The following is a 26,490-nucleotide window of genomic DNA, read 5'->3' as shown; positions in this document are numbered from 1 at the left end:
TCCTAAATATTTTTTTATAAAAAACAATAGAAAAAGCCCGTCCTAACAAAGGACGAGCTACCGTGATTCCACCTTTTTATTTTCATTAAATAATAAAAATCTCTCAGGGTCTATTAACCCTTATCTCTTTAACGGGAGAAGCCGCTACAGCCTAATATCGGTGTAGAACTCTAAGATGCATTTCAATTTGTTTTAACTTGGTTAATCTCAGCAAATAACCTCTCTGTAAAGTATGACAAACCTACTCTTCTTTTCATTGCTTTTTTATATTACGAAAATATTATACAATCCATACTAATTTAGTCAAGATTAAATTTAAAATTTTTTTATCTTCAAAAAAATTATTCAATTGCTATTTTAATTTTTTATTTTTAAAATGCAAATTCAAAACATATTTTTCTTTATGGGGTATATTTAAATTAAGATGAAAAGGGAAGTGGAATTTATGAAAAATGAAAAAAATATAAAATTAAGCATTATCTCTGACACCCATATTTTGGCAAGAGAATTTATGGCTGATAATAAAGAATTTAATATGGCTATTAGATATGATAGAAAATTTTTGGTTGAAGGACAAGGCCTTTTGAAAGAAGCTTTGAATCTTTCCAGTTTAAATGATAGCAAATATATAATAATTCCTGGTGATTTGACAAAAGACGGGGAAAAACTTTCTCATTATGAAGTAAAAGAAATTTTAAAAACTTGGATAGACGAAGATCCTTCAAGAAGAATTTTTTTAATTCCAGGAAACCACGACATAAATAATAAGCAGGCTTTTGACTATAAAAATTTAAAAAGTACCGATTGGATTGGGCCTAAAGAATTTTTTGAAATTTATGATTTTTTGTACAAGGATAAAGTTTTAGAATTTTATAAGGATACAGGAATTTTTAAATCCTATCTTGATTTCATTAATAAAAAATATAATAGAAATTTTAAAAATTCCTATTACGGTCAAGGATATGGTTCATATGTTGCAAGAATAAATACAAATTTAAAAGAAAAAAACTCCCTATCCTTAATTTTTCTTGATACTTCAATTTATTCTTGTGATTACGAGCAAAATCACAAAGACGGAAAAAATAATGTTGTTGGTGCTCTTGATAAAAATTTAATAAAATGGGCAATAGAAAAAATAGATGAGGCCAAAAAAAGAGCTGATATGGTTTTTGTAATTTCTCACCATGCTTTTATTCCAAATTTTAGAGACCAAAGACTGGTTTTGGGACCCTTTATCATAAAAAATTGGAATGAAAAATACAAAGATAGTGATCCAAGAGTTAACGATAAACTTCCAATAGAAGTTTTGGCTGATATGGGAGTGAAATTTTTATTTACAGGTCACTTGCACGAAAATGGAACTGCAAAATATAAGTCAGCTTTGGGAAATGAAATATTTAATATTCAAACAGGTTCAACCGTGACCTATCCCCTCCCAATAAGACACCTTAATATTTTGGATGATGTAAAAGAATTTCAAGGCTTCTCCCTTGATTCAAAAACTCAACTAATAAAATCATTTACCTTTACAAATTTATCGGATGAGTTAATAAAAGTTGATAATTCAATAGCCTATGCCCTAAAAAACCAATTGTCCCTAAAGGATGTCTTGTTTAATTACGTTCATTCAATGGCAAAAAATCCTTTAATTTCTGAAATGGATATAAAAAAATTTGCCCTTGATAGGCTAAATTCAAATTTAAAAATAAGGCTTCCAGAAAATGGATATATACTTCCAGAAAATGGATATATAAATGAACTTTTAAAAATTTATAAAAATATCTTTCCTATTCACTTAAAAAAATTAGGTTTTGTAAATATTCTTGAGGCTGATGGGGAAATTTTTATAAAAATTGATTCATACAAGTCCCACGCCTTGATTAAGGCGAAAAATTTGGAAGAATGTTTGGAAATTTTAATAAAACAATTTGAAGAAAAAATTATGACTACCGATAATATGATTTATTATTACGATAAGATCATGAAAAAGGGACTTTCTATGAAAATTTCAAAAGATGGCCATACTCTTTACGATTTTGCAAATTATATTTACCAGTATAGGGCCCTTGATGAAAAAACTACTCCTTCTTTTGTAGTAGAATTTATGGCAAAATTAAATAATCCACAATATTCAATCACAGATGAATTTATAGATTATTGCCAAGAAGAAATAAATGAAATTTTTGAATTTTTAACTAAAAATATAAGATTTGAAATAGACGGATCAAAAGATGCCTTTTTTGACAAGCTAGTTTCCATAAAGGGATTATTTTTTAGAAGCTTGATAAGATATTTAAAAAGAAAATCAAACACACTCTATGATCTTTTGACCTTTATATCAAAATTTATTGTCAAAAAAAGAAGAGTCCAAGGAGTTGATCTTGCAAAATATATAGTAAATTATCAAAAAGTTACAAGTATAAAACAAAATTTGGGCAAAAAAATGTTTGGAAGAGCAAATCTAAGATCATATATAATAGATTTGGTAAAATCAATCAACAAGGAAGTAATAGAAACTTACGAAAATGAAGATTTAAACGAAAGAGACCACTATTTTTCATATGTGGAATATGAAGATGAAAAATAAAAAACTCTTGCAAAAAATTTTAACCATTAAATTTTTTGCAAGAGTTTTTTTAACTTGAAATGATAATTTCTTTTGCAAGAGAATCTTCAACATTTATAATAAATGCCAAACCACTTCCCATACATTCATTTACATAATCCATAAATTCTTTTTGATTCATATACTCAGGTTCTGCAAGGCCACTTCTTGCAAATAATTTTACATTTTCATCAAGTTTAAACTTGTATTCTCCTTGATCAAAAACTGTATCTCCACTTCCTTCATGTAAGTTTTCATTATAATTTAAAACACCAGTGAAAACTAAGTATCCATTTTCAAATTTTACATTATCAATATATCCAAATCTAGGATCTGCTTGAGATTTATCAATTAAAGTTGCTGAGTAAGATCCAGTATCGGTCAAAAGATTTAAATTTTCTTTTTGATCTTCATTATCCTTTTTTTCAGTTTTTTTAGCTGAATTTTTTTCAAGATTATTACTTTTTATAGAAGTCTTATCAGGTGAATTTTTTTCACTAAAATCACTTGAAATAATTTCATCATTAGTATTCGAATCATTTTCAATAATTCTTGTAGATTTTTTTGAACACCCAGATAAAATCAGGGCCAAAAAAAGTAAATATATAAATTTGTTTTTCATAATTTTTCCTTTTAAAAAAAGCCCAGTTAAACTGGGCTAATAAATTTCAATTAAAAATCAGATAAATCTGCTTTTCTTTTTTCTAAAAAGGCTGTCATTCCTTCTTTTTTATCGTGAGTTTCAAAAGTTGATGCGAAAGTATTTGCTTCTAATTGGATTCCTGTGTGAAGGTCAGATTCAAGTCCAAGATTTATAATTTGTTTTGCAAGAGTTATTGCATAAGATGCTTTTGAAATAATTTTTTCTGCCATTTTTGTACAAAAATCAATTAATTCTTCTTTTTCAACAACGTGATTTACAAGACCAATTCTGTAAGCTTCGTCAGCTTTTATAGAATCTGTTGTAAAAATTAATTCTTTTGCAATTCCTTTTCCAACAAGTCTTGGAAGTCTTTGAGTTCCACCAAATCCTGGAATAATTCCAAGACCAACTTCAGGTTGACCAAATATAGCATTTTTAGAAGCAACTCTAATATCACAAGCCATAGAAATTTCGCAACCGCCACCAAGAGCAAAGCCATTTACAGCTGCAATTGTAACTTGTGGCATTTCTTCAAGCATATTGAAAGTTTCATAAGCAAGCATACTCATTGCTCTTCCTTCTTGAGCTGTAGCATTTACCATTTCAGAAATATCAGCACCAGCTACAAAAGATTTTTCTCCGCCACCTGTAAGAATTAAAACTTTTACATCTTTTCTATCTCTTATATCTGAAAAAGTTTCATTTAATTCTTTTAAAGTTTCTGAATTTAAAGCATTCAAAGCTTTTGGTCTATCAATTGTTACATAAGCAATTTCATTTTTTACATCTACTTTTACGTTATTCATATTTTCTCCTTTAAGATTTTTTTAAAAACGCTTTCTATAAATTCATCTTATAACATTGATTAATTATTGTCAAGCAAATATAGTAAATAAAATTATAAATTTATTTGAATTTTTAAAAAATAAATTTGCAAATAAAAAATCCCCTTTTTGGGGATTCAGACTGTCGATAAAGTATACAAATCCTCATGCTAAGAATATCATACGGAAAAAATTGATTTGATTTCAAATTTAAAAATTCGACAAAAATCGCATTGTTTGAGCGTTAGCGAGTTTGCGATTTTAGAATTTTAAAATTTAGAAATCAACAATTTTTGAAGTCAGATATTCGTGCTTGAGGGTTTGTCTATGCTCTGAATCCCAATTTTGGGGATTTTTTAAATATTTAAATGTCCTTGTGATAAAACAGGATCTTGGGTGAAATTAAAATGCATTTTTAATAGAGTTTTTTTGTCGCTTTCGTCCAAAATTATTGTTGAATGAGCGTCAAGTCCCTTTAATTTATTTAAATTTTCAAGAGCCAAATGACTAACTGGATTTGTTGTTGCTGATATTGAAAGAGCAATCAATACATCATTTACAGAAAGTGATTCGTCTCTTTCTTTTAATATATCTTCTTTTAGTTTTATTACAGGCTCTAGGATGTGTGGGGATATTAATGGTATTTCATCATTTATTCCAGAAATTTCTTTCAAGGCATTTAAAATACATGCTGCAGGTGATGACATCAATTTTGATTTTTTTCCTGTAACAATTTTTCCTTTGCCAAGTTCAATTGCAAAAATTTCTGCATTTTTTTCTTTTTGTTTTTCTCTTGCTTTTTCTGCAACTTTCCTGTCGCTTTTTTCAAGATTTAAACCACTCATCAAAATTTCAATTTTTTCTACTGGCTTATAATCTGATTTTGCAAGTTTATAGTCAACAAGAGCGTTATAATATCTTCTTATTATTTCATTTTTACTAGCTTCTATAGTTTTTTCTTCGTCATCTATACAAAAACCAACCATATTTACTCCCATATCTGTTGGTGATTTGTAAGGGCAAGATCCAGAAATTTTTTCAAACATTTGTTTTAAAATTGGAAAAGCTTCAACGTCCCTATTATAATTTACAGTTGTTTCTCCATAAGCTTCAAGATGATAAGGATCAATCATATTTACATCATTTAAATCTGCTGTTGCAGCTTCATAGGCAATATTTACCGGATGTTTTAAAGGAAGGTTCCAAACTGGAAAAGTTTCAAATTTTGCATAACCTGCGTTTACTCCTCTTTCATTTTCAAGATACATTTGTGAAAGACAAGTAGCAAGCTTTCCACTTCCAGGTCCTGGACCTGTTACAACTACCAAATCTCTTGTAGTTTCTATATAATCATTTTTTCCAAATCCATCTTTACTTATAATGTGAGGAATATTATTTGGATAACCTTCAATATCATAAGTTCTATAATTTTTTATATTTAAACTATCAAGATATTTTCCATATTTTATTGCTGATGGTTGGTTATCAAATTGGGTTATTACAATTGAATTTACAAAAAATCCCAAATCTTCAAAAGATGTTTTTAACCTTAAAACCTCACTATCATAACCTATATCAAGATCTGATCTTATTTTATTTGATTCAATATCATTTGCATTAATTACAATTACAATTTCTGTAATATCTTTTAATTTTTTAAGCATTTGCAATTTAGAATCAGGCAAAAATCCTGGCAAAACTCTTGATGCGTGAGCATCATCAAATAATTTTCCACCAAATTCTAGGTACAATTTATCAAATTCTTTAATCCTCTCTTCAATTCTTTCCGATTGGATTTTTATATATTTATCATTATTAAAAGCATTTTCTACCATTCTTACCTCCTAATATAGATAATATTATATACTAGTTGAAAAAAATTTTGAATATCTAAATAAAAAAAAGATGCGATTTTGCATCTTATTATTTTAACAAAGTATACAAATTCCCATGCTAAGAATTTCATACGGAAAAAATTGATTTGATTTCAAATTTAAAAATTCGTCAAAAATCGCACTGCTTGAGCCTTAGCGAGTTTGCGATTTTAGAATTTTGAAATTTAGAAATCAACAATTTTTGGAGTTAGATATTCGTGCTTGGGGAGTTGTATACAATCATATATGCAAATTCGCATCTTAATTTTCATTATCTATTTCATATTTGTCCCAATTGTCAGTTTTAAATGTATTTCCGTCTTGATCAATCCAGTAGGCTTCTGCATTAAATTTTTTAGCTAATTTTTTTCCCTCTTCTAAATCTTTTATAAAAAGTGCTGTTGAAAGAGCGTCTGCGTTAGCAATATCATCAGTAATTACAGAAACTGATTTAAATTTTGTAGATGGATAATTTGTTGCAGGATCTATAATATGATGATATCTTTTACCATTTAATTCAAAGTATCTTTCATAGTCCCCACTAGTTACAACTGAAGTATTTTTTACAGAAACTATTGCAGCGTAAGGATGTTCTTCTGAAAGAGAAGGATCTTTTATTGCTATTTTGAAAAGCCCAGATTTTCTTGTTGGATTTTCTCCAATTATTGCAACATCTCCACCGACTGATAAAATTCCTGTTTTTAATCCCTTTTCCATTAATTCTCTTTTTATAAGCTCTGTTGCATAGCCTTTTCCAATTCCACCAATATCAATTTGAACTTCCTTGTCCTTGATGTAGGCAGTTTTATTTTTTTCATCAATTTCAATTGCATCAATATTTTTATGCTTTGCGGCTTCTTCTAATTCTTTATCGCTTGGAAGTTTAATTTTATCTTTGTCCTTTTCGTAAGCTTCTCTTAAATCTAGCCAAATTTTTAAAACCCTACCGTAGGCAATGTCAATATCGCCATCAGTTTCATCGTACCATTTTTTACCTTCTTTAATTATGTCGATTATTTTTTGATCAACCTTAACCTTTTCTTTTCCAGCATTTTCATTTATAGTTGTAAAATTATTTACATTTTCGAATTTATCATAATTATTAAAAAGTTTATGGTATTCAGCCATTCTCTTATCAACTAAGTCTTTGTACTTATTAAATTCTTCTTCATTTTTACAATAAGCTGTGAAAATTGTAACTGTGTCAAAATAATCATAAATTGTTACATCATATTTTTTTAGTCCTTCTTCATTTGAAATATTTGAACTTTTAATATTTTCTTGGCTTATTTCATTTTTTATATTGCTTTTTGCTTCAGATTTCACTTTTTCAACTTTTTTATTACAAGATGAAAGCGCTAAACACAAGCCTAGCACTAAACAACTAAATTTTATTTTTTTATTTTTCAAAACTAATTCCTACCATATAAATCTATTACTTCCATGTCTTTGTTTACTTTTATATCTTCTTCATTAGCCCAGTTTAAAAGGATAGATCCTGCAACTTTATCCCTAAAATCTTGAAGTTTATCTTCAAGACCTAGCTCATAAATCAAATCCAAAAATTCTTCATCAGCAGAATATTCATTATAATTTTCAAATAGCCTATCCTTATCAACGCTATCCAAATAATCCATAAAAACTTCCCTAGCAAGTTTTTCATTCACAGCCTCACGACCAGGCATACAAACAAATTCGTCCATATTATTTTCAATATCAATATAGGATTCTTCAATATCTTCATTGTCATTAATTTCATCATTAATCCTAACCAAATCTAAAGTATCGAGATTTAGCCAAATATTTTTCAAATATGAATTATCCCAAATAGTCCATTTTTCCACCAACCAAGAAAGATTGATAGCTTCTTTATTTCTACTCATTTTTTAATATTTCAAAAACCACAGCCTCATATTCCCAAAGCTCCAGCTTAAGATTTTCCCCCTTACTAATTTTTATATTTTCTCTTTTATATTTATCTCCACCATATTTTTCACCCAAATTATTTATTTTTTCAACAAAAATCAATTCTTCATCATAAAAAATAGGATAAGATTTTTTGTAAGTATTTGTCATATTTAATACTATCAAAAATCTTTGATCTTCTGCAAGTCTTTCATAGGCAAAAACAGAATTTTTATTATCATCAACTACCTTCCACAAAAATCCTTTTTCTTCAAAATCATTTTTGTAAAAGCTTGGGTTTTCCTTGTAAAGATAATTTAAATCCCTAATAAAATTTTTAAAAGCTGAGTGGATTGGATATTTTAAAATATCCCAATTTAAAGATTTATTCTCATCCCACTCATCAAAAGTAGCAAACTCATTTCCCATAAAATTTAATTTTTTGCCAGGATGGGTCATTTGATAAGTATTTAATAATTTCAACTGTTTAAACCTATCTTCATAAAAACCATTCATTTTGTTAATCATAGGTTTTTTTAAATGAACTACCTCATCATGGCTTAATGGTAAGAGAAAATTTTCCCTATAAAAATAAAACATAGAAAAATTAATTTTTTCTTGATACATGTGCCTATTTATTGAATCTATTTCAAAATATTTGCAAGTATCATTCATCCAACCAAGGTCCCACTTGTAGTCAAAACCTAGGCTATCATTAGAATTTTTACAAGTTACAAATTCATAAGCAGAAGAATCCTCAGCAATTTTCATAAAATTTGGATAATCTTTTGAAAGATTATAATTTAAATCCTTCAAAAAATTAATATTATTTGGATTTTCTCCCCTATCTTTATTTCCATCATAAAAAATCATATTAGAAACAGCATCAATTCTTACTCCATCAAAATGGCATTTTTCTATCCAAAAATTGATAGCCGATTTCATAAAACTTCTTACATGACCTTTGGAATAATCAAAATTTAAACTGCCCCATTCTGAATATTGCAAATCTTCATAATCAGATTCATAAAGGCTGTGACCATCAAAATATTTTAGGGCATAATAATCTTTCGCAAAATGAACTATTACAAAATCTAAAATTACTCCAATATCATTTTGGTGGCAAAGATCTACAAATTTTTGCAAATCATTTATAGAACCGTACCTTGAAGATGAAGCAAAAAATCCAGAAACTTGATAGCCCCAAGAAGGATAATATGGGTGTTCTGTAATTGGCATAAGTTCAATGTGGGTGTAGCCCATATCCTTTACATAAGAAATTAATTTATCAACTATATCCAAAAAATTTGGCATAGAATTATACCTTAACCAACTTCCAGGATGAATTTCATAAATATTTACAGGCTTATCCAAATTTTTTTCTCTTTTTTCCATCCATTTTTCATCAGAAAAATTATAGGAAGTATCGATAATTTTTGTAGCAAATTCTGGAGATTCATCAAAATAATTTCCATAAGGATCAAACTTTTCAAATTTCATCCCATTTGATTCAATCACATATTTATAATAATCTCCAATTTTTGCCTTAATAAATTTATAAAAATATCCATATTTTTCATTTTTAAACATGGGAATCTCTTGCCAATTTGAAAAATCTCCCTTGATATAAACCATATCGGCTCTTGGCGCGAAAATCCTAAAAAGATAACCGTCATCTTTTTTTATTGCTCCAAAAATTTTATGGCCTTCTTTAGAATTTCCATTTAAATAGGATTCGATTTTTCCATAATCAACATCAAACAATTTCACATCCATCTCATTCCTCAATCAAATCTTCAATATGCTTAATTAAAATTTCAATTCCTCTTGTGTTTTTTGCACCTCTTGGAATTATTATGTCGGCGTATTTTTTGGTTGGTTCAACATATTTCTCATGCATGGGCTTAACTTGTTTAATATATTGGGTCAAAACAGATTCCAAACTTCTTGATCTTTCCTTGGTATCCCTTAAAATTCTTCTTTGAAGTCTAACGTCACTGTCTGCGTCAATAAATACACAAGTATCCAAAATATCCCTGATTCTTTTATCATACAAAACCAAAATCCCCTCAATTAAAATTATTTTTTTTGGAGATACATGGATGGTTTCTTTGCTTCTGGTGTGAATGTTATAATCATAAGTTGGCATATCAATATCCTTACCAGCTTTTAAATCCAAAAGATCTTTTAAAAACATTTCATTATCAAAAGAATCCGGCCTATCATAATTTAATTTTTCCCTATCTTCAAAAGGTAAATCATCATGAGCCTTGTAATAATTATCGTGGCCGATAACATACAAATCTTTTGAAAAATAATTTTTAATATATTCAACTATTGATGATTTTCCACTAGCAGATCCGCCTGCTATAGCTATAATTTTTGTATACATATTAATTCACTCTATTTACAATTTTTCCATCAAGAAACTTATACAAGTTGTCAAAAACAATTTCGCACCTTATATCCATAGCTTCTTGAGTGAAAAATCCAACATGATTTGTAAGAAGGACGTTTTTTGCATTTCTTAAAGGATAGTCCGCCTCAATTGGAGGCTCCATATCAAAAACATCAATTCCAGCTCTTAACTTATCTTCATTCAATAATTTTGCCAAATAATCATTGTCAACAATAGGACCTCTTGCACAATTAATTAAAATCGCCTTATCTTTCATAAGATCAAGCTCATTTTTTCCAATAAATCCAATAGTTTTTTCATTTTGAGGAAGGTGAATAGAAACAATATCAGAATTTTTCAAAAGCTCATCAAGGCTTACATATTTTGCCCCAAGATTTTTAACATTTTCCTTTTCACTTCGACTGTAGGCCAAAATATTTGCACCAAAAGCCTTAAACAATTCAATAACTCTTGTACCAATTTTTCCAGTACCAATAATTCCAACAGTTTTTCCCCTAATAATTTGACCAAGCAGATTAAAAGATTCATCTTCAAACATATTTTTTTTATTTTGATCAAATTTTCTCATTATAGAAATTGTAAGGCCAATAACAAGCTCAGCCACAGAATCGTCAGAATATCCGCTTGCATTTTCAACTATAATATCATTTTCATTACAAGCCTCAATATCAACATGATTAAAACCAGTAAAAGCTACGTCAACCAATTTTAAATCCGTATTATCAATAACATCTTTTGAAAATTTATTATTAGTAATAATAGCAACATCACTGTCTTTCAATCTTTCAATAATTTCATCATCAGAAGATGCACTTTTTTCAAAATATTCAAATTCATGGCCCAAAGCCTCAATTTTTTTCTTGTGCTTTTTAATTATTTTATCATCAACAATTAAAGGATCAATTAAAGAAATTTTCATTTTCGCCTCCAATTTTATTTTTTTTTCATAATTTATTATCTTGAATTTATTATACCTTTATGTTAAATTTAAATAAAGAAAGGAATTATTATGGCAGTTGGCTTATCATTTAAAAATGGAAAATGTTTGGAAGCGATAAAATATTATTGCGATATTTTTGAACTTGATCCACCTCATAAATTAATCAGATATTCTGATTTTGAAATGTATAATTTCCCAAAAGAAGTTAGAGATAGGATTTATAATTCAAAATTAGAAATTTATGGGAATAATGTATACCTATTTGACACTACCGATGACAAAAATTGGGTTAGCGGAAATAACGGAAGAGTAGTAATAGAAACAAATAGTGAAAATTTATATAAGGCTTATTCAAAATTAAAACAAGAATCTAAAGTTTTGATGCAACCTCAAAGAATTAATAAGTTATTATTTACAACCTTGATAGATAAGTACATGGTTTTTTGGCAAATTATTGCTACAGTTGATAATGAGTAAAATTTTTTTGAAAAAAGTTTCTAATTAGATAAAAACTAAGCAGAAACTTTTTTCGTCTATATATATTTTTTTCAATTTATCAATAAAAAATAGGATATAAATCCTATTTATCTAATTCTTCCATTTGGAAGGGTTACTATTTCTGTTTTGTCTTTTGGAAATTTTTTGTTATTTTTTAATGAGGCAAAAGTCAAAACATTTTTGTCGTATTTTTTTCTTATATCATAAATAACCTTGTCTATTTTTTCTTTTTTTACTATTTTTTTATAATCTGAAAATATGTCAGTTTGGGCTGGGATTTTTTCGTCTACTAAATTTATTGCCCTAATTCCTAGTGCCCTTATGGGAAAGTTCCACTTGTATTTTTTCTTAAAAAGTTCTATGGCTTTTTCTGAAAGAATTATGGATGATTGGGTTGGATTATTTATTGGCATTTGAAATTCAAAAGAAAACAAATTATTGTCTCTTATAAAAATTTTAACTCCCATTGAAGAAAGTTTTGCTTCCCTAAGTCTTTTTGAAACATTTAATGCCAAAATTTGAAAAATATTATAGACTTCCTCATTTGTATATAAGTCTTCAACAAGAGTTGATGAATTTCCTATGGTTTTTATTACTTCCCTGTAGGAATAATCTTTTACCGGCCTATCGTCAAGACCATTTGCATATTGCCACAAATAAAGTCCATTTATTCCCAAAATTCCTCTTATTGCATCAGAATCTGTTTTTGCAAGATCGCCCAAAGTGTAAATTCCTATTCCATTTAATTTTCTTTTTGTTGCCTTTCCTATCCCAATTATAGAAGAAATATCCAAGGGCCAAACTATTTCTTTGAAATTTTCTTTTTTTATCACGGTCGTTGCGTCAGGTTTTTTTAAATCTGAACCAAGTTTTGCAAATATTTTATTAAATGAAACTCCAACGCTTACAGTAATTCCCAATTCTTTTTTCATCCTTTCTCTTATTTGACCAGCAATTTCTTCTCCATTTCCAAAAAGTTTTAAACTTTCGCTTACATCAAGCCAACATTCATCAAGACCAAAGGGCTCAACCCTATTTGTATAGGAATAATAAATTTTTCTTGCCTTTCTTGAAAATTCTAAATATTTTTCATAGTGAGGAGGAACTAAAATTAAATTTGGACATTTAATTTTTGCCTGCCAAATTGCCTCTCCCGTTTTTACTCCCATAATTTTTGCTTCTTGACTTTTTGCAAGAATTATCCCGTGCCTATTTTTTGGATCGCCTGCAACTGCCATTGCCTTGTTTTTTAATTGTGGATTTAATTTAGCTTCGATTGATGCGTAGCAAGAATTCATATCTGAATGTAGGATTGTTCTAATCATTTTTCCCTCCTTGAACTAAATGACTAATAACGTATAATTATGACATTAAATGACTTAATTAAATTTTAAGACGCTTAATGTCTTTTGTCAAGACTTTTAATGTCGTAAAAGCCTTTGAGTGTCTATTAAAGGAGAAAATATGAGTTTTGGACCTAAGTTAAGACAACTTCGTGAAAATAAAAATTTAACCCAAGAAGAGCTTGCAAAGCTTGTTGGCGTTTCTTTAAAAACTATTTCAAGATATGAAATGGGAGAATCAAAACCAAGATATAGGAAAATTTATGATAAGCTTGCAGAAGTTTTAGATACTAGTCACGATTATCTTGTAACTGATGAGGATAATTTTATTCTTAATGCCAGAGAAAAATACGGCTACAAGGGAGCAAGGGATGCAAAGGAAATGGTTGATGGTGTAATCGGCCTTATGGCTGGTGGAGAAATAGATGAGGAAGATAAAAAAGCAATTCTTGATTCTATTCAAGAGGCCTACTATATTGCCAAAAATAAAAATAAAAAATACAATACTCACAAAGATTAGGTGAATTATGTCTTTTTTCTACGATCAAATTTTTGATGATGTAAAAAAATTAATAAAAAAATATGACAGCCGAGATCCAAGAGAAATTTTAATTCAAAGAGGGGTAAATATAATTGCTTTTAAGGAAAATACAAAGCTTTTGGGCATGTACAAAATTATAAAAAGAAATTCTTTTGTCTTTTACAATCCCTTTGTTGACAGAAGAATTCAAAATATGGTTTTTGCTCACGAATTAGGCCATGACCTTTATCACAGGGACATGGCAAAAAATGAAAATTTGATTGAATACGAACTTTTTGATATAAATAGCGAAATGGAATTGTGTGCAAATATTTTTGCAGCCCATCTTCTTTTGGATGAGAAAGAACTTATAAATGATATAAAAGAAGGCTACACCTACAATCAGCTAGCCTCTATGTATGATGTAAATGTAAATCTTATGATTTTCAAATTAAATGAAATGCACAGAATGGGGATGAAAATCAAAAAAGAAGAAGCAGATTCTAGATTTTTTAAGGATATTAACGGAAAGGATATAAGAAATCATGATATATACTGATGAAATTATAAATAATCCGGTAAAACTTTCCCATTATTTGATAGAAAACAGGGTTGAGAATAATATAAGGGCCTGCGATATGACTGCAGGAAACGGAAAGGATTCAAAGTTTATTTTGGATAAGAAAAATCCAAAAATTTTGTATGCCTTTGATATACAAAAACTTTCACAAGAAAGATGCCAAAAACTTATAGGTCAAAGGGAAAATTTTAAATTTATCCTAGATGATCATAAAAATATTGAAAAATATATAGGAGAAAAAATCGACCTTTTTATCTATAATTTAGGATTTTTGCCAAAAGGAGATAAGTCAATTACAACAAATTATAAGTCTGTCATAAAATCTCTAGAATCGGCTTTAAATCTTTTAAATGAAAAAGGCCTAATCCTAATAACTTTTTATCCAGGCCATGAAGCTGGCAAAAACGAGGCTTTATATGTTGGTGATTTTCTAAAAAATTTGGACCAAAAAAAATTTCAACTTATAAAATATGATTTTTTCAATCAAATTAACACCCCTCCCTTCTTAATTTCTATAAGAAAAGTGTAAGTTAAAATATTATTTGTTATAATTAAAAAGGAAAGGATAATTAGATGAAAAAAAGAAGACTTTTTCCCTTTGCTATCATTTCAATTTTATTAATTCTTGCTTTTTTGAATTTTACTAGCCCCAAAAATGCTGATAAAATCAATCTTCCAAGCCTTGAAGAAAAAGAAATGAAAGACTTAACAAAGGATGAATATATAGAAGATTTTGAATACGCCTACAATATTTTGGAAACTTACTATCCTTATTTTGATATAAATAAGAAAATAAATGGTATTGATTGGCTAGGCAAAAAAGAAGATTTCAAAAAATATATTGGAAATTCAAAAAATGATGTGGATTTTGCTTTGAGAATGAATAAAATTTTGTATGAGCTTAACAACGACCACACACAAATAATTGACCAAAACCAAGCAGTTGAAATGTATATAACTTATTATAAAATGCCAGAAAATGACTGGCGCCATTATTTAAGCCATATATATGAAAAAGAAAATGTAAGAAGAAGATATGGTCTTGATAATAAAAAAATTAATGACTTTTTAAAATTTAACCAATATGAAAATGGGCCAAAGCCTAACGAAAAAAATAATATAGTTGGAAAATCAAAGAATAATTCAAATGAATTTAAGACAGAAAATCTAGAAACAAAAGATATAGATAAAAATATAGGATATTTTAAGATAAATTCTATGACAAATTACGATTATTCCACAAAAGATCAAAAAATCTTAAAATCTTATCTCAAAAAAATAAAAAATAAAAAAGCCTTGGTTATTGATATAAGAGGAAATTCGGGAGGAGATTCCAGATATTGGCAAGATTTTATTCTCCCCCTAATAATTGAAAAGCCATACTCAACAAATTATTATTCATTTATTAAAGACGGCCAATTAAACGAGAAAGTAATAAGCCAAGAAAAATACAAGGAAGGTGTGAGCGAATTTTTAAATTCCAGCAATTTTTCAAATGATACCAAGGAAATTCTTTCAAAATTTGACTATTACACAACCTACCCAATGCAAATAAATCCAAGCGAAGATTCCATAAAATTTAAGGGAAATATTTATTTACTAATTGATTCAACAGTTTATTCATCAGCTGAAATGCTTGCAAGTTTTTGTAAGGAAACAAAACTTGCAAGTCTTGTAGGAAGTCAAAGTAACGGTGGAGGAATCGGAACAGATCCTTTGCAAATTGATTTACCAAATTCAGGCTATGTCTTAAGATTTCCAAAAGAAATAGGCCTAACCGAATCAGGTTATATAAATGAAATAGAAAAAACAAACCCAGATATAAGTATAGATTCAAACAGGTACGATGATTTAAAAGATCAACCGATAATACAAAAAATAATAGAAATAGAAGGCTAAGGCCTTCTATTTGCTTATATAAAAATATCAAGTATAGTTTTTTAGTTGATAACTTTTGGTAAAAAAAGGAGTAGTAATGAGTCTTTTTTCAATTTTAATACTAGCAATAGGCCTTAGCATGGATGCTTTTGCAGCAAGCATCTGCCAAGGACTTCAAATAAAAGAAACGAGCATGAAAAATACCCTTAGCATTGGTCTTTGTTTTGGATTTTTTCAAGGTCTTATGCCCGTACTCGGATATTTTCTAGCATCAAGCTTTGCAAATTCAATAAAAGCTATTGATCATTGGGTTGCCTTTATTTTATTATTTATAATTGGTTTTCAAATGATAAGGGAATCAAAAGATGCAAGTTGTGAAATAAGCCACGGCTTAAGTTTAAAATCCCTCTTTTCACTAGGAATTGCAACTAGCATTGATGCTATGGCAGTCGGAGTTTCCTTTGCATTTTTAGATGTAAATATCTTTTCATCAAGTTTAATAATAGGATTTACAACCTTTATCCTCTCATCAATAGCCTTTAAAATAGGAAATAAATTAGGAATGAGAAGCAAGCAAATTTCTGAGCTTATTGGTGGAATAATTTTGATTATACTAGGAACAAAAATATTAATCGAGCACTTATTTTTACAATAAGTGCTTTTTATTTGCAATAAAAAACTTCCAATTTATGGAAGTCAGACTGTTGATAAACTAAAAATTTGCCCATTTCGAGCGAACGTAGTGAGTCGAGAAATCTCATGAGATCTCTCCGTGCGTTCGTTTCACTCACTTAGTCGAGATGGTACGTAGCTTAATTTTTATTTTAAAATAAAATATTATCTACATTCATACTTTGTCTACGCTCTGACTTCCAATTTATGGAAGTTTTTAATGTTATTTCTATATTAAATTTCAAAAATAGGAAGTTTTTCTAAAAATATTATATCATCCCTATCCGCTGCATCTCCTTCTGCAAGAATGGCAAGTTTTTGTACAACTTTTCCGCCTGCTTTTTCTACTAAACTTTCAAGGGCATTCATAGATTCCCCTGTTGATATGACATCATCGACTAGGGCTATTTTTTTTCCTTTTATTTTTTCTACATCTTTAAAGTCCAAAAATAATTTTTGGGTGTTTTTTGTTGTAATTGAATTTACTTCTACATTTATCGGATCATTCATATAGGCTTTTTCAGATTTTCTTGCTACCACAAATGATTTTTCTCCTATATTTCTTGCAATTTCATGAGCAAGGGAAATTCCCTTAGCTTCTGCTGTAAGAATTATATCAGCATCAACTTTTTTGCTAAGTTCTAAACCTGCTTTTTCTGCAAGCTCCGCATCTCCCAACAAAACAAATGATGCAATTTTCAAATTATCTGAAATTTGAATAATTGGTAAGTTTCTTTCTAGTCCACATACATTTAATTTGTAATAATCCATAAGATCTCCTATAAAATTATAAATTTAAGAATTACTCCAGCTACAAGTCCAATAAAAGGATCGCTCGCTGCAGTTGTTGCCATAGCTATACCTGCAACTAATATTGTATCACCACCAGCTGCAAAGGCAAGATTAGCATTTGTTGGTACAGTTACAAGAGCTCCTAGTACAAACAAAAATCCGTGAATTGATTCTCCTGGAACATATTTTCCAAGTTTTGGCAAAAAGCCCATAAACATAATCACACCAAGAATTGCCATCATCAAAACTCCAGAATTTACTGGATTATCACTTGCTCCTGTAGCAGAAATTATTGCCTCAACTGGCGCTCCCCCAAAAAGTGAAGAAACAGAATCAGCAAGACCTGAATAAACTGTCAAATGATCAATATTTGCAGTCAAATTTCCATCACCAAGTGATGCTGTAATATTTCCAAAGGCAATATTAGCGCCGATTGTAAGACAAGCAAGAGATAAAGAACCTCTGATTACTTTTTTACTTAAAATAGGTTTCTTAACTGAAAGTTTTCTCTCTTCTTTTTGTATATCTTTTCCAATTTCCATTTTCATGATATTTGCATAAATTGATGAAACTACAACGGAAATTATAATTGTATAAACAAGATTTCTTCCAGAGATAAAATAAGTTATAAGTGCTGAAATTATAGAAATCAAACTTACCATTCTAGTTTTAAGCTTTAAGCCATCAATTGCAATTTTTGAAAGGATAAGGCCAACTCCTGCCATCATTCCGTTTAAAACATAAACTCCTGCCAAATCTACAATAAAATTAAGACTTCCAGTAATTCCAAGAATGGACATAATAATTCCTGCCCAAAATACAACAGATAATCTCTCCCTTATATCATCCCCATAAGATCCTGCAAGAGCAATTGTTTCAGCTTGCATGGAAATTGGAATTGGTGATTGCAAAAGCACGCACGCAATTACTCCTACAGCAAAACCAAGTGAAGTAGGAAAGGCAGAAAATCCTACCGAAAGAGCCAACAAAGCTTGGGGAATTCCATTAATTACAACCCCCAAGGCAGCCATAATGTCATTTAAAGTCATAAATCCTCCTAAAAATTTATTTTCAAAAATACGAATCTAATTATACCATATTTTATAAATAAAAAAAGGCAGATAAAAATCTGCCTTAAATTTATAATTTTTCAACTTCTGGATAATCAATTCCCTTGGTATCGACTGTAACTTTTTTAATTTTTACATCTTCAAGAGGTCTATCATTGTAATCTGTTTTTACATTTGCAATTTTGTCAATTTCATCCATACCTTCAATTATTTTTCCAAATCCTGCATAATCTCCGTCAAGATGTGGACTTTTTTTGTGCATTATAAAAAATTGACTTCCTGCAGAATCTGGCATAAATGATCTTGCCATAGATAAAACTCCCTTATCGTGAGCTAAATTATTTTCAAAACCATTTGATGAAAATTCTCCTTTAATAGAATATCCAGGGCCACCCATTCCGCTTCCTTGTGGATCTCCACCTTGAATCATAAAATCTTTTATAATCCTGTGAAAAATTAACCCATCATAAAAATTGTTTTTTATTAAATAAATAAAATTACTTACAGTATTTGGGGCAATTTCTGGATACAATTCAGCCTTAAAAACTTTTCCATCTTCCATTTCAAATGTAACTATTGGATTTTCCATCTACATCTCCCTTTATTTTTTATTTTCTCTTTCACTTCTATCCTTATCAAGATCCTTTTTATCATCTGGTAAGGATTCGACACTTGTATGAACAGAAGATCTTTCGAATGAATCTTCTATAGCCATCATTTTATTATTATACTCTTCTCTTTTTCTTTTTTCGTCAAGATAAGATTCAATTTTTCCTATATCAAAGCCTTTAACCAATTCTTTTATTTTCAATTTTTTATCATAAGAATAATTATTTTTTATTTTTATACTTTCTTTTTTTGTATTGATTTTAATATTAACAGAATTGTCCTTGTATTTTAAGGTATAAGAATCTTTTTTTCTTATTTGGTCAAATTTACTTACAAAATCTTTTATAAAACTTCTCTCATAATCTTGATCTTTGATTTTTTGCATCTGATCTGCTACCAAAGCTAGAGTATTTTCGCATTTTTCTTGGTATTCTTTTACAAGATTTTTCTCCAAATTTTTATTTAAATCCTTAAAATCATCTTCGTCTATATCATCATAATCAAAATGAGAAATGGCGTAATAATCCAAGGCATTTTTAACTTTAGGATCAAGCTCAACCCACTCAGATGGCCTATCCTTGTTTATTATCCAAGAATATTTGCTATCAATTTCAATATTTTCTCCATCAATATCCTTAGATAACCTAATTCCTGTGTAATTTCCTGACTTAAAATCAATCAAAATATCTACAGAAGTTTTTTTATCCTTAAATAGAGTTTTTATTTGATTTTTATCACAAATCTCCCTTAATTTGTCCTTAAATTCCTTAGCCTTATTCATATAGCCTCCTCTTTTTCTAAAACTTTAGCCTATTATTAATATTACCCTAAATTTTTTGGCCAATTGTAAAATTTATTTTACCTTTTTATTTATGGTATAAAACAAACTAAGGGCTGAAAAAATCAAAGAAGAGCCTTTAGAATAAGAAAGATATCTCTCTTCCCAAAAACTTGCATACTTATCTTTGTAAGCCTTGAGTCCTTCAAAAGAATAATAATGATCTCCCAATTTAAAAATCATATAAACCATTTTTTCTTGCAAAAATGAATGTCTCATCACTCCAACATTAGAAAGAGGAGCCATGCCTAGGTCAAAATATTTAATATTATTTTCTTTAAGATATGAAAAAATATTTATAAACAAATAATCCATCAAACCATCAACATTTTCTTCATAGCGCATAAGATCAATTGTCGCCCAATTTTTATAATAAATTGGACAAAGATTGGCAAAGGCTATTATTTTTCCATCAGGATCTTTAACAAGACCAATATCCCCAATATTCAAATAATCCTTATCAAAAAATCCCAAAGAAAATCCTTTTTCCTTGCTATCACCAAGCCAAGAATTTGAAATTTCTTGAAGTCTTTTTATAGTTTTCCCGTCAAAAGGACCCTTCATAACCTCAAAAGTATATCCATCTCTAGAAATTTTGTTTATTGTTTTTCTAAGATTTTTCTTTTTCTTACCATCAAGATTAAATTCATCAAGATCAACATTGGCACTTTCACCAAATTTCATAAAATTAAAACCATATTCGTGAACTTTCATAGTTATATCCTTGTTTATTTCATAAAAAACAATATTATAACCCAAATTATCAGCTTCATTAATAAATTTATCCAAAAGTTCATTAAAATATTCTTCATTACCAATAGGATCTCCCATAACTATGACCTTATCAGCAACAGTCCTAATTTGAAGGCAAGCCAAATCCTTTGAATCCTTACTAAACCAATAAAGATCCTTATCATCCAAAAATGATAAAAAAGCAACCTTTGATCCGCCTTGATTTCTTAATAAATCAATATACCTGTCATAATCATATTTCTCCCCAATTTTTATCTTTTTTCCTCTTAAAAATCTAACCAAAAGATAGGAAATAAAATAAATTATGGAAATAGTCACAATTATAGAAATAAAGCTATATTCAAAAGGAATCAAAATAAAATCATCAGCCTCACTGATATTTACATCAATAATAGATCCGTGTTTTAAAATCTTCCAAACATAAACGACAAGCATAAAATTTGCCAAAAACAAATCAATAAACCTATCTTCGCTAGCATAAATAAATTGTTTTGTGTAAAGCTCATCTTTTGTAAGAAGATTAATCACAAACATTATTAAAATATAAATTAAAGTAGAAAGGCTATAACCTGTCACATAAGTGTAAAAAAATACAAGAATCATGACAATATTATTCAAGGCAAATGATTTTTTTTGTCTTGAAATATAAGCTCTTGCCAAAATAATAAAAATAAATCCAAAAAGCATAGAAGGAAATTGATAAATTGCCGATGCTCTAATAGGATTTAATTTAGCTAAAATTCCTCCCCCATAGGCTTTGTCAGGCAAAGTTGCTGCCAAAATCATAAAAAGCCCAAAAATATACATCAAAGCTGCATCTATAACAAGAAGAATATTTTTAACAAGCTTTTTAACAAAATCTGACTCCCTAAATTCAAATGCCTTAGAGAAATTCTTTGTAAAAAATACAAAAGCTAGGAAAAATGGCACAATATAATAAAATAACCTATAAAGAAGAATCCAGCAAAGCGCAAGTTCTTGGTCAATTCCTTGACTTTTTAAAGCAAATAAAATAATTAGATCAAAAGATCCAATAGCCCCAGGAATCATAGAAATATATCCAACAATATTAGCTGCAACTACAAGGGTAGATAAGGTTAAAATATCAAACTTTACCCCCATCAAAATACCTATAACTACAAAACAGCTCATCACCCCAAACCATTCAGCAATTGAAATCAAAAATAATTTAAATTGATTTTTTTTAGAAAATCTGATTTTTCCAAAAAAAGATAGACCAATTAATATAGGAAGGTAAAAACTTGCCCCTATAAGAAGGAACATATACTTTTCCAAGCCAGGATTTGAGTGAAAACCTATAGAAATTAAAGAAATAATAGAAAAAAAAGATAAACCACAAGGTAAAAATACCAATAGTTCAAAAATTTTTTTCACAAGTTTTGTAGGTTCATGACCCTTGCCATAAAAAGCTGACCTAAGACCAATAGAAATAAATCCACCAAGTCCCAAAAGGTCATTGAAATTATTAATGCAAAATCCAGTTTCACCTATGTATTTTTTATCATAATCATTTCCAATTTCATTATTAAAAATAAAATCATACAAAGAAGCAGGAATATTTGCAAAAATCCCATAAATTCCCATTAGAAGTAAAGTAATAATCGATAAATTTGAAAAAATGTATTTTATATCATCAACCTTAATTTCTTTTGAAATTTTTCTAAATTGTATAATTACAAGAATCAGTACAGATATAAAAAAAACACTTTTAAAAATTTCTTTAAAGCTACTTAATTTTTCTCTCATTTCTTACCTCGAATTTAAATTTGACATAATTTAAAAATATAATTTTAAAAAAAGACGGGGATTACCCCGCCTTTTAAATATTTATTTTATTTCAAATTTTAAGCTAATTAAGCTATTACTTTAGAAACAACTCCTGAGGCAACTGTTCTTCCACCTTCTCTTACTGCGAATCTTAATCCTTCTTCAAGAGCGATTGGTTTTTGTAATTTGATTTTGAATGTTGCGTTGTCTCCTGGCATTACCATTTCTGTTCCTTCTTCTAGTTGGATGTCTCCTGTTACGTCTGTTGTTCTAAAGAAGAATTGTGGTCTGTAGCCTGAGAAGAATGGGGTATGTCTTCCTCCTTCTTCTTTGGTTAGTACGTATACTTGGCCTTCGAATTCTGTGTGTGGGTGTACTGAGCCTGGTGCTGCTATTACTTGTCCTCTTTGGATTTCGTTTCTTTGTACTCCTCTTAGTAGTAATGCACAGTTATCTCCTGATTCTGTTACGTCTAGTGATTTATGGAACATTTCGATTCCTGTTACTACTACTTCTCTTGTTTTATCTGTTAGGCCTACGATTTCTACTGTTGAACCTAGTTTTAGTGTTCCTCTTTCTACTCTTCCTGTTGCTACTGTTCCTCTTCCTGAGATTGTCATTACGTCTTCTACTGGCATTAGGAATGGTTGGTCGTTATCTCTTTCTGGGATGTCGAAGTATTCGTCTACTGCATCCATTAGAGCTAATATTTTATCTGACCATTCGCCTTCTCCGCCTTCTTGTAATGATTTTAATGCAGATCCTACTATTACTGGTGCATCGTCTCCGTCGAAGTCGTATTCTGATAGTAGATCTCTTACTTCCATTTCTACTAATTCGATTAGTTCTGGATCGTCTACTTGGTCTTCTTTGTTTAGGAATACTGCGATTTTTGGAACTCCTACTTGTCTTGCTAATAGGATGTGTTCTCTTGTTTGTGGCATTGGACCGTCTGCAGCTGATACTACTAGGATTGCTCCGTCCATTTGTGCTGCTCCTGTAATCATGTTTTTAACGTAGTCAGCGTGGCCTGGGGCATCGATGTGTGCGTAGTGTCTTTTTTCTGTTTCGTATTCTACTACTGATGTATTGATTGTGATTCCTCTTTCTCTTTCTTCTGGAGCCTTATCAATTTTATCGTAGTCTATGAATTCACCTGTTCCATATTTTTTGTTTAATGCTTGGGTGATTGCTGCTGTTGTTGTTGTTTTACCGTGGTCTACGTGTCCGATTGTACCAATATTAATATGTGGTTTACTTCTTTCAAATGTTTCTTTACTCATTGTTTCCTCCTAATTATTTACTTAAAACTTCTTCTTTTACACTTTCAGGTACTTGAGCATAGTGATCAAATTGCATTGAATATGTTGCTCTACCTTGAGTTTTACTTCTTAGATCTGTTGCATATCCAAACATTTCTGAAAGTGGAATGTAAGCATCTAATATGTGAATTCCATCTTTTGGATTCATTCCATCAATTTTTCCTCTTCTTGATGAAACATCTCCCATTACATCTCCTAGATATTCATCTGGTGTTGTAATTTCAACTTTTTCCATTGGCTCAAGTAAAATTGGTTTAGCTTTTGCTACTGCATTTTTAAGAGCCATAGATCCTGCTACGTGGAAGGCAACTTCTGATGAGTCTACTTCGTGGTAAGAACCATCGAATACTTCAACGTGCATATCAACCATTGGATAACCACCAAGTATACCTTGAGTAGCTGCTTCTCTAACACCTTCTTCAACTGGTTTAATGTATTCTTTTGGAATTGCACCACCAACGATTTTGGATTCGAATGTAATTCCTTCGCCTTCTTTTCCAGGCATAATTCTAAGAACAACATCACCGTATTGACCAGAACCACCGGATTGTCTTACAAACTTACCTTGTGCTTCTGCAGGTTGTGTGATAGATTCTCTGTAAGCTACTTGTGGATTACCTATATTAGCTTCTACTTTAAATTCACGAAGCAATCTATCAACGATAATTTCAAGGTGTAATTCACCCATTCCTGAAATTATTGTTTGTCCTGTTTCTTCATCTGTTTTTGTAACAAATGTTGGATCTTCTTCTGCAAGTTTTTGAAGTCCTAAAGCCATTTTATCTTGACTAGCTCTTGTTTTTGGTTCAATTGCTACTGAAATAACTGGATCTGGGAATTCCATGTTTTCAAGGATGATTGGATCATCTTGAACGCATAGTGAATCTCCTGTTGTTGTGTTTTTAAGTCCTAGAAGAGCTACAATATCTCCACAATAACCTGTTTCGATTTCCTCTTGTTTGTTTGAGTGCATTTGTAGAATTCTTCCAACTCTTTCTCTTTTTCCTTTTGTAGCATTGTAGATGTATGAACCTGATTCAATTGTTCCTGAGTAGATTCTTACATAGATTAACTTACCAACATATGGGTCAGTTACTACTTTAAAGGCTAAAGCTGATAGAGGTTCATTATCTCCAGGGTGTCTTTGAAGAACTTTTTCGTCATCTTTAGGATCTGTTCCTTGAACATCTGGTATATCAAGTGGACTTGGCATGTAGTCAACTATTGCATCAAGTAATGCTTGTACACCCTTGTTCTTGTAAGCTGATCCACAAAGACATGGGAAAATTTTCTTTTCAATTGTTCCCTTTCTTATTGCATTTTTCATCTCTTCTACAGTAACTTCTTCACCTTCAAGATATTTCATCATGATAGTGTCGTCAATTTCTGATAATTCTTCTAGAAGATTTGCTCTAAATTCTTCAGCTTTTTCTTTTAAATTTTCTGGAATTTCGCCTTTGATTGGGTGAGCTCCTAGGTCTTCTGTTTTGTATGTTACAGATTCCATTGTTACTAGGTCAACTACACCTTCAAATTCTTGCTCAGCTCCTATAGGAATTTCTATAGGTACTGCATTTGCTTTTAATTTTTCTTTTATTGTATCTACAGACATATAAAAATCTGCACCTGTAGCATCCATTTTATTTATAAAACAAAATCTTGGAATGTCATATTTGTCAGCTTGTCTCCAAACTGTTTCAGATTGTGGTTCTACACCACTTTTAGCATCAAAAAGTGCTACGGCACCATCAAGAACTCTTAGAGATCTTTCAACTTCTACTGTGAAGTCTACGTGGCCCGGTGTATCTATGATGTTAATTCTGTGACCATCCCAGTAACATGTTGTAGCAGCAGAACCGATTGTTATTCCACGTTCTTTTTCTTGGTCCATGGAATCCATTACTGCTGTACCATCATGAGTATCACCAATTTTATATATCTTACCGGTATAATACAACATTCTTTCTGTTACTGTTGTTTTACCAGCATCGATATGTGCCATGATACCTATATTTCTGGTTTCTTTTAATGAGACATCTCTTGACATTGATCCCCCTAATATCTATAGTGTGCGAAAGCTTTATTAGCTTCTGCAGCTCTGTGCATTTCTTCTTTACGTTTAACGCTGGCACCAGCATTGTTTGATGCATCTAAAATTTCTTTAGATAATCTTTCTACCATAGTTTTTTCACCACGTGCTCTTGAGAAGTTAACTAACCATCTTAAACCTAAAGTTTGTCTTCTTTCTGGTCTAACTTCCATAGGTACTTGGTAGTTAGCTCCACCGATTCTTCTAGCTTTAACTTCTAGTGTTGGCATAATATTCTCTAAAGCTTGGTAGAATACTTCTAATGGATCATTTCCAGAAGTTTCTCCAACTATATCGAAAGCATCATAAACTATTTTTGTAGCAACACCTTTTTTACCATCTAGCATAACATTGTTTATAAGTTTTGTTACAACTCTATCGTTATACTTAGCATCAGGCATTACCTCTCTATTTGGTATATGTCCTTTTCTTGACACTTTGCTTCCCTCCTTTACCAATTTAGTAATATCTTTAGTACTCGACCATAAGGCCTTAAACGACCTTAAAGCCGTTCGTGTGCACATATAC

Annotated in this window: 24 protein-coding genes and 1 other annotated feature; of the genes, 7 read left to right on the top strand and 17 right to left on the bottom strand. The window is 29.8% G+C overall.

The features are described 5' to 3' along the window. Positions 1 to 45: 45 nt before the first annotated feature. Positions 46 to 266, bottom strand: a binding site (T-box leader). 179 nt (positions 267 to 445) lie between these two features. Beyond that, a complete protein-coding gene (locus tag BN2087_RS04355) occupies positions 446 to 2,587 on the top strand; it encodes a metallophosphoesterase family protein (RefSeq protein ID WP_049690637.1) in 2,142 nt (713 codons plus the stop codon). A 49-nt stretch (positions 2,588 to 2,636) separates the two neighbouring features. Here the strand turns inward: BN2087_RS04355 and BN2087_RS04350 are convergent, their stop codons facing one another. The 8 genes from BN2087_RS04350 to BN2087_RS04315 form a co-directional block, all read right to left on the bottom strand. Further along, entirely contained in the window at positions 2,637 to 3,227 is a 591-nt protein-coding gene (locus tag BN2087_RS04350; protein WP_049690636.1) for a membrane lipoprotein lipid attachment site-containing protein, read from the bottom strand. A gap of 50 nt (positions 3,228 to 3,277) precedes the next feature. Then, positions 3,278 to 4,054 (bottom strand): enoyl-CoA hydratase-related protein, encoded by a 777-nt coding sequence (locus BN2087_RS04345; protein ID WP_049690635.1) that lies wholly within the window; start codon positions 4,052 to 4,054, stop codon positions 3,278 to 3,280. A gap of 374 nt (positions 4,055 to 4,428) precedes the next feature. Continuing rightward, the gene (locus tag BN2087_RS04340) at positions 4,429 to 5,907 is read right to left on the bottom strand and encodes a DUF1846 domain-containing protein (protein WP_049690634.1); all 1,479 of its coding nucleotides are present in this window, start codon (positions 5,905 to 5,907) and stop codon (positions 4,429 to 4,431) included. A gap of 300 nt (positions 5,908 to 6,207) precedes the next feature. Further along, a complete protein-coding gene (locus BN2087_RS04335; protein WP_082144177.1) occupies positions 6,208 to 7,356 on the bottom strand; it encodes an FAD:protein FMN transferase in 1,149 nt (382 codons plus the stop codon). 2 nt (positions 7,357 to 7,358) lie between these two features. After that, the gene (locus tag BN2087_RS04330; protein ID WP_049690633.1) at positions 7,359 to 7,829 is read right to left on the bottom strand and encodes a hypothetical protein; all 471 of its coding nucleotides are present in this window, start codon (positions 7,827 to 7,829) and stop codon (positions 7,359 to 7,361) included. Continuing rightward, the gene (gene glgB, locus BN2087_RS04325; protein ID WP_049690632.1) at positions 7,822 to 9,627 is read right to left on the bottom strand and encodes a 1,4-alpha-glucan branching protein GlgB; all 1,806 of its coding nucleotides are present in this window, start codon (positions 9,625 to 9,627) and stop codon (positions 7,822 to 7,824) included. Before glgB ends, BN2087_RS04330 begins: the two co-directional genes overlap by 8 nt. A 1-nt stretch (position 9,628) precedes the next feature. Then, the gene (gene udk, locus BN2087_RS04320) at positions 9,629 to 10,243 is read right to left on the bottom strand and encodes a uridine kinase (RefSeq protein ID WP_049690631.1); all 615 of its coding nucleotides are present in this window, start codon (positions 10,241 to 10,243) and stop codon (positions 9,629 to 9,631) included. 1 nt (position 10,244) lies between these two features. Then, entirely contained in the window at positions 10,245 to 11,189 is a 945-nt protein-coding gene (locus BN2087_RS04315) for an NAD(P)-dependent oxidoreductase (protein WP_049690630.1), read from the bottom strand. A gap of 90 nt (positions 11,190 to 11,279) precedes the next feature. Here BN2087_RS04315 and BN2087_RS04310 point away from each other — a divergent pair, with 90 nt between their 5' ends. Then, a complete protein-coding gene (locus BN2087_RS04310; RefSeq protein WP_049690629.1) occupies positions 11,280 to 11,687 on the top strand; it encodes a VOC family protein in 408 nt (135 codons plus the stop codon). A gap of 107 nt (positions 11,688 to 11,794) precedes the next feature. Here the strand turns inward: BN2087_RS04310 and dinB are convergent, their stop codons facing one another. Beyond that, a complete protein-coding gene (dinB, locus tag BN2087_RS04305) occupies positions 11,795 to 13,033 on the bottom strand; it encodes a DNA polymerase IV (protein WP_049690628.1) in 1,239 nt (412 codons plus the stop codon). Positions 13,034 to 13,172: 139 nt separating this feature from the next. Between dinB and BN2087_RS04300 the strand changes: the two genes are divergently transcribed. The 5 genes from BN2087_RS04300 (at position 13,173) to BN2087_RS04280 (ending at position 16,684) form a co-directional block, all read left to right on the top strand. Continuing rightward, positions 13,173 to 13,571 (top strand): helix-turn-helix domain-containing protein, encoded by a 399-nt coding sequence (locus tag BN2087_RS04300; protein ID WP_049690627.1) that lies wholly within the window; start codon positions 13,173 to 13,175, stop codon positions 13,569 to 13,571. 7 nt (positions 13,572 to 13,578) lie between these two features. Continuing rightward, positions 13,579 to 14,130 (top strand): ImmA/IrrE family metallo-endopeptidase, encoded by a 552-nt coding sequence (locus BN2087_RS04295; RefSeq protein WP_049690626.1) that lies wholly within the window; start codon positions 13,579 to 13,581, stop codon positions 14,128 to 14,130. Then, positions 14,117 to 14,680 (top strand): tRNA 5-(aminomethyl)-2-thiouridylate-methyltransferase MnmM, encoded by a 564-nt coding sequence (gene mnmM / locus BN2087_RS04290; RefSeq protein ID WP_049690625.1) that lies wholly within the window; start codon positions 14,117 to 14,119, stop codon positions 14,678 to 14,680. Before BN2087_RS04295 ends, mnmM begins: the two co-directional genes overlap by 14 nt. Positions 14,681 to 14,724: 44 nt before the next feature. Then, positions 14,725 to 16,050 carry a S41 family peptidase gene (locus BN2087_RS04285; protein WP_049690624.1) on the top strand — a complete coding sequence of 442 codons (1,326 nt, stop codon included), beginning with the start codon at positions 14,725 to 14,727 and terminating at the stop codon, positions 16,048 to 16,050. 76 nt (positions 16,051 to 16,126) lie between these two features. After that, positions 16,127 to 16,684, top strand: a complete 558-nt coding sequence (locus BN2087_RS04280; protein ID WP_049690623.1) for a manganese efflux pump MntP — start codon at positions 16,127 to 16,129, stop codon at positions 16,682 to 16,684. A 251-nt stretch (positions 16,685 to 16,935) separates the two neighbouring features. On the opposite strand, the gene BN2087_RS04275 is transcribed toward BN2087_RS04280, so the two are convergent. The 8 genes from BN2087_RS04275 to rpsG form a co-directional block, all read right to left on the bottom strand. Continuing rightward, on the bottom strand, positions 16,936 to 17,472 hold the full coding sequence (locus BN2087_RS04275) for a phosphoribosyltransferase family protein (protein ID WP_049690622.1): 537 nt from the start codon (positions 17,470 to 17,472) through the stop codon (positions 16,936 to 16,938). Between the two features lie 8 nt (positions 17,473 to 17,480). After that, positions 17,481 to 18,542 carry a guanine permease gene (locus BN2087_RS04270; protein ID WP_049690621.1) on the bottom strand — a complete coding sequence of 354 codons (1,062 nt, stop codon included), beginning with the start codon at positions 18,540 to 18,542 and terminating at the stop codon, positions 17,481 to 17,483. A gap of 91 nt (positions 18,543 to 18,633) precedes the next feature. Beyond that, positions 18,634 to 19,152: a peptidylprolyl isomerase gene (locus tag BN2087_RS04265; RefSeq protein ID WP_049690620.1), complete on the bottom strand. Its 519-nt coding sequence runs from the start codon at positions 19,150 to 19,152 to the stop codon at positions 18,634 to 18,636. Positions 19,153 to 19,164: 12 nt separating this feature from the next. Continuing rightward, positions 19,165 to 19,953 carry a hypothetical protein gene (locus BN2087_RS04260; protein ID WP_049690619.1) on the bottom strand — a complete coding sequence of 263 codons (789 nt, stop codon included), beginning with the start codon at positions 19,951 to 19,953 and terminating at the stop codon, positions 19,165 to 19,167. A 72-nt stretch (positions 19,954 to 20,025) separates the two neighbouring features. Continuing rightward, the gene (gene mprF / locus BN2087_RS04255) at positions 20,026 to 22,530 is read right to left on the bottom strand and encodes a bifunctional lysylphosphatidylglycerol flippase/synthetase MprF (protein ID WP_049690618.1); all 2,505 of its coding nucleotides are present in this window, start codon (positions 22,528 to 22,530) and stop codon (positions 20,026 to 20,028) included. 107 nt (positions 22,531 to 22,637) lie between these two features. Beyond that, on the bottom strand, positions 22,638 to 23,834 hold the full coding sequence (gene tuf, locus BN2087_RS04250) for an elongation factor Tu (RefSeq protein WP_049690617.1): 1,197 nt from the start codon (positions 23,832 to 23,834) through the stop codon (positions 22,638 to 22,640). Positions 23,835 to 23,847: 13 nt separating this feature from the next. Then, entirely contained in the window at positions 23,848 to 25,920 is a 2,073-nt protein-coding gene (fusA, locus tag BN2087_RS04245) for an elongation factor G (protein ID WP_049690616.1), read from the bottom strand. 8 nt (positions 25,921 to 25,928) lie between these two features. After that, positions 25,929 to 26,399 (bottom strand): 30S ribosomal protein S7, encoded by a 471-nt coding sequence (gene rpsG / locus BN2087_RS04240; protein ID WP_049690615.1) that lies wholly within the window; start codon positions 26,397 to 26,399, stop codon positions 25,929 to 25,931. Positions 26,400 to 26,490: the final 91 nt, after the last annotated feature.

The organism is Anaerococcus jeddahensis, from assembly GCF_001182725.1.
GTDB classification, from domain to species: Bacteria; Bacillota; Clostridia; order Tissierellales; family Peptoniphilaceae; genus Anaerococcus; species Anaerococcus jeddahensis.
This window is presented reverse-complemented; position numbering and strand designations above follow the sequence as displayed.

What these genes read in the sequence shown, in the direction of transcription:
- BN2087_RS04355 (WP_049690637.1), top strand. Translation starts at nt 446, where the DNA reads ATGAAAAATGAAAAAAATATAAAATTAAGCATTATCTCTGACACCCAT.
- BN2087_RS04350 (WP_049690636.1), bottom strand. Translation starts at nt 3,227, where the DNA reads ATGAAAAACAAATTTATATATTTACTTTTTTTGGCCCTGATTTTATCT.
- BN2087_RS04345 (WP_049690635.1), bottom strand. Translation starts at nt 4,054, where the DNA reads ATGAATAACGTAAAAGTAGATGTAAAAAATGAAATTGCTTATGTAACA.
- BN2087_RS04340 (WP_049690634.1), bottom strand. Translation starts at nt 5,907, where the DNA reads ATGGTAGAAAATGCTTTTAATAATGATAAATATATAAAAATCCAATCG.
- BN2087_RS04330 (WP_049690633.1), bottom strand. Translation starts at nt 7,829, where the DNA reads ATGAGTAGAAATAAAGAAGCTATCAATCTTTCTTGGTTGGTGGAAAAA.
- glgB (WP_049690632.1), bottom strand. Translation starts at nt 9,627, where the DNA reads ATGGATGTGAAATTGTTTGATGTTGATTATGGAAAAATCGAATCCTAT.
- udk (WP_049690631.1), bottom strand. Translation starts at nt 10,243, where the DNA reads ATGTATACAAAAATTATAGCTATAGCAGGCGGATCTGCTAGTGGAAAA.
- BN2087_RS04315 (WP_049690630.1), bottom strand. Translation starts at nt 11,189, where the DNA reads ATGAAAATTTCTTTAATTGATCCTTTAATTGTTGATGATAAAATAATT.
- BN2087_RS04310 (WP_049690629.1), top strand. Translation starts at nt 11,280, where the DNA reads ATGGCAGTTGGCTTATCATTTAAAAATGGAAAATGTTTGGAAGCGATA.
- dinB (WP_049690628.1), bottom strand. Translation starts at nt 13,033, where the DNA reads ATGATTAGAACAATCCTACATTCAGATATGAATTCTTGCTACGCATCA.
- BN2087_RS04300 (WP_049690627.1), top strand. Translation starts at nt 13,173, where the DNA reads ATGAGTTTTGGACCTAAGTTAAGACAACTTCGTGAAAATAAAAATTTA.
- BN2087_RS04295 (WP_049690626.1), top strand. Translation starts at nt 13,579, where the DNA reads ATGTCTTTTTTCTACGATCAAATTTTTGATGATGTAAAAAAATTAATA.
- mnmM (WP_049690625.1), top strand. Translation starts at nt 14,117, where the DNA reads ATGATATATACTGATGAAATTATAAATAATCCGGTAAAACTTTCCCAT.
- BN2087_RS04285 (WP_049690624.1), top strand. Translation starts at nt 14,725, where the DNA reads ATGAAAAAAAGAAGACTTTTTCCCTTTGCTATCATTTCAATTTTATTA.
- BN2087_RS04280 (WP_049690623.1), top strand. Translation starts at nt 16,127, where the DNA reads ATGAGTCTTTTTTCAATTTTAATACTAGCAATAGGCCTTAGCATGGAT.
- BN2087_RS04275 (WP_049690622.1), bottom strand. Translation starts at nt 17,472, where the DNA reads ATGGATTATTACAAATTAAATGTATGTGGACTAGAAAGAAACTTACCA.
- BN2087_RS04270 (WP_049690621.1), bottom strand. Translation starts at nt 18,542, where the DNA reads ATGACTTTAAATGACATTATGGCTGCCTTGGGGGTTGTAATTAATGGA.
- BN2087_RS04265 (WP_049690620.1), bottom strand. Translation starts at nt 19,152, where the DNA reads ATGGAAAATCCAATAGTTACATTTGAAATGGAAGATGGAAAAGTTTTT.
- BN2087_RS04260 (WP_049690619.1), bottom strand. Translation starts at nt 19,953, where the DNA reads ATGAATAAGGCTAAGGAATTTAAGGACAAATTAAGGGAGATTTGTGAT.
- mprF (WP_049690618.1), bottom strand. Translation starts at nt 22,530, where the DNA reads ATGAGAGAAAAATTAAGTAGCTTTAAAGAAATTTTTAAAAGTGTTTTT.
- tuf (WP_049690617.1), bottom strand. Translation starts at nt 23,834, where the DNA reads ATGAGTAAAGAAACATTTGAAAGAAGTAAACCACATATTAATATTGGT.
- fusA (WP_049690616.1), bottom strand. Translation starts at nt 25,920, where the DNA reads ATGTCAAGAGATGTCTCATTAAAAGAAACCAGAAATATAGGTATCATG.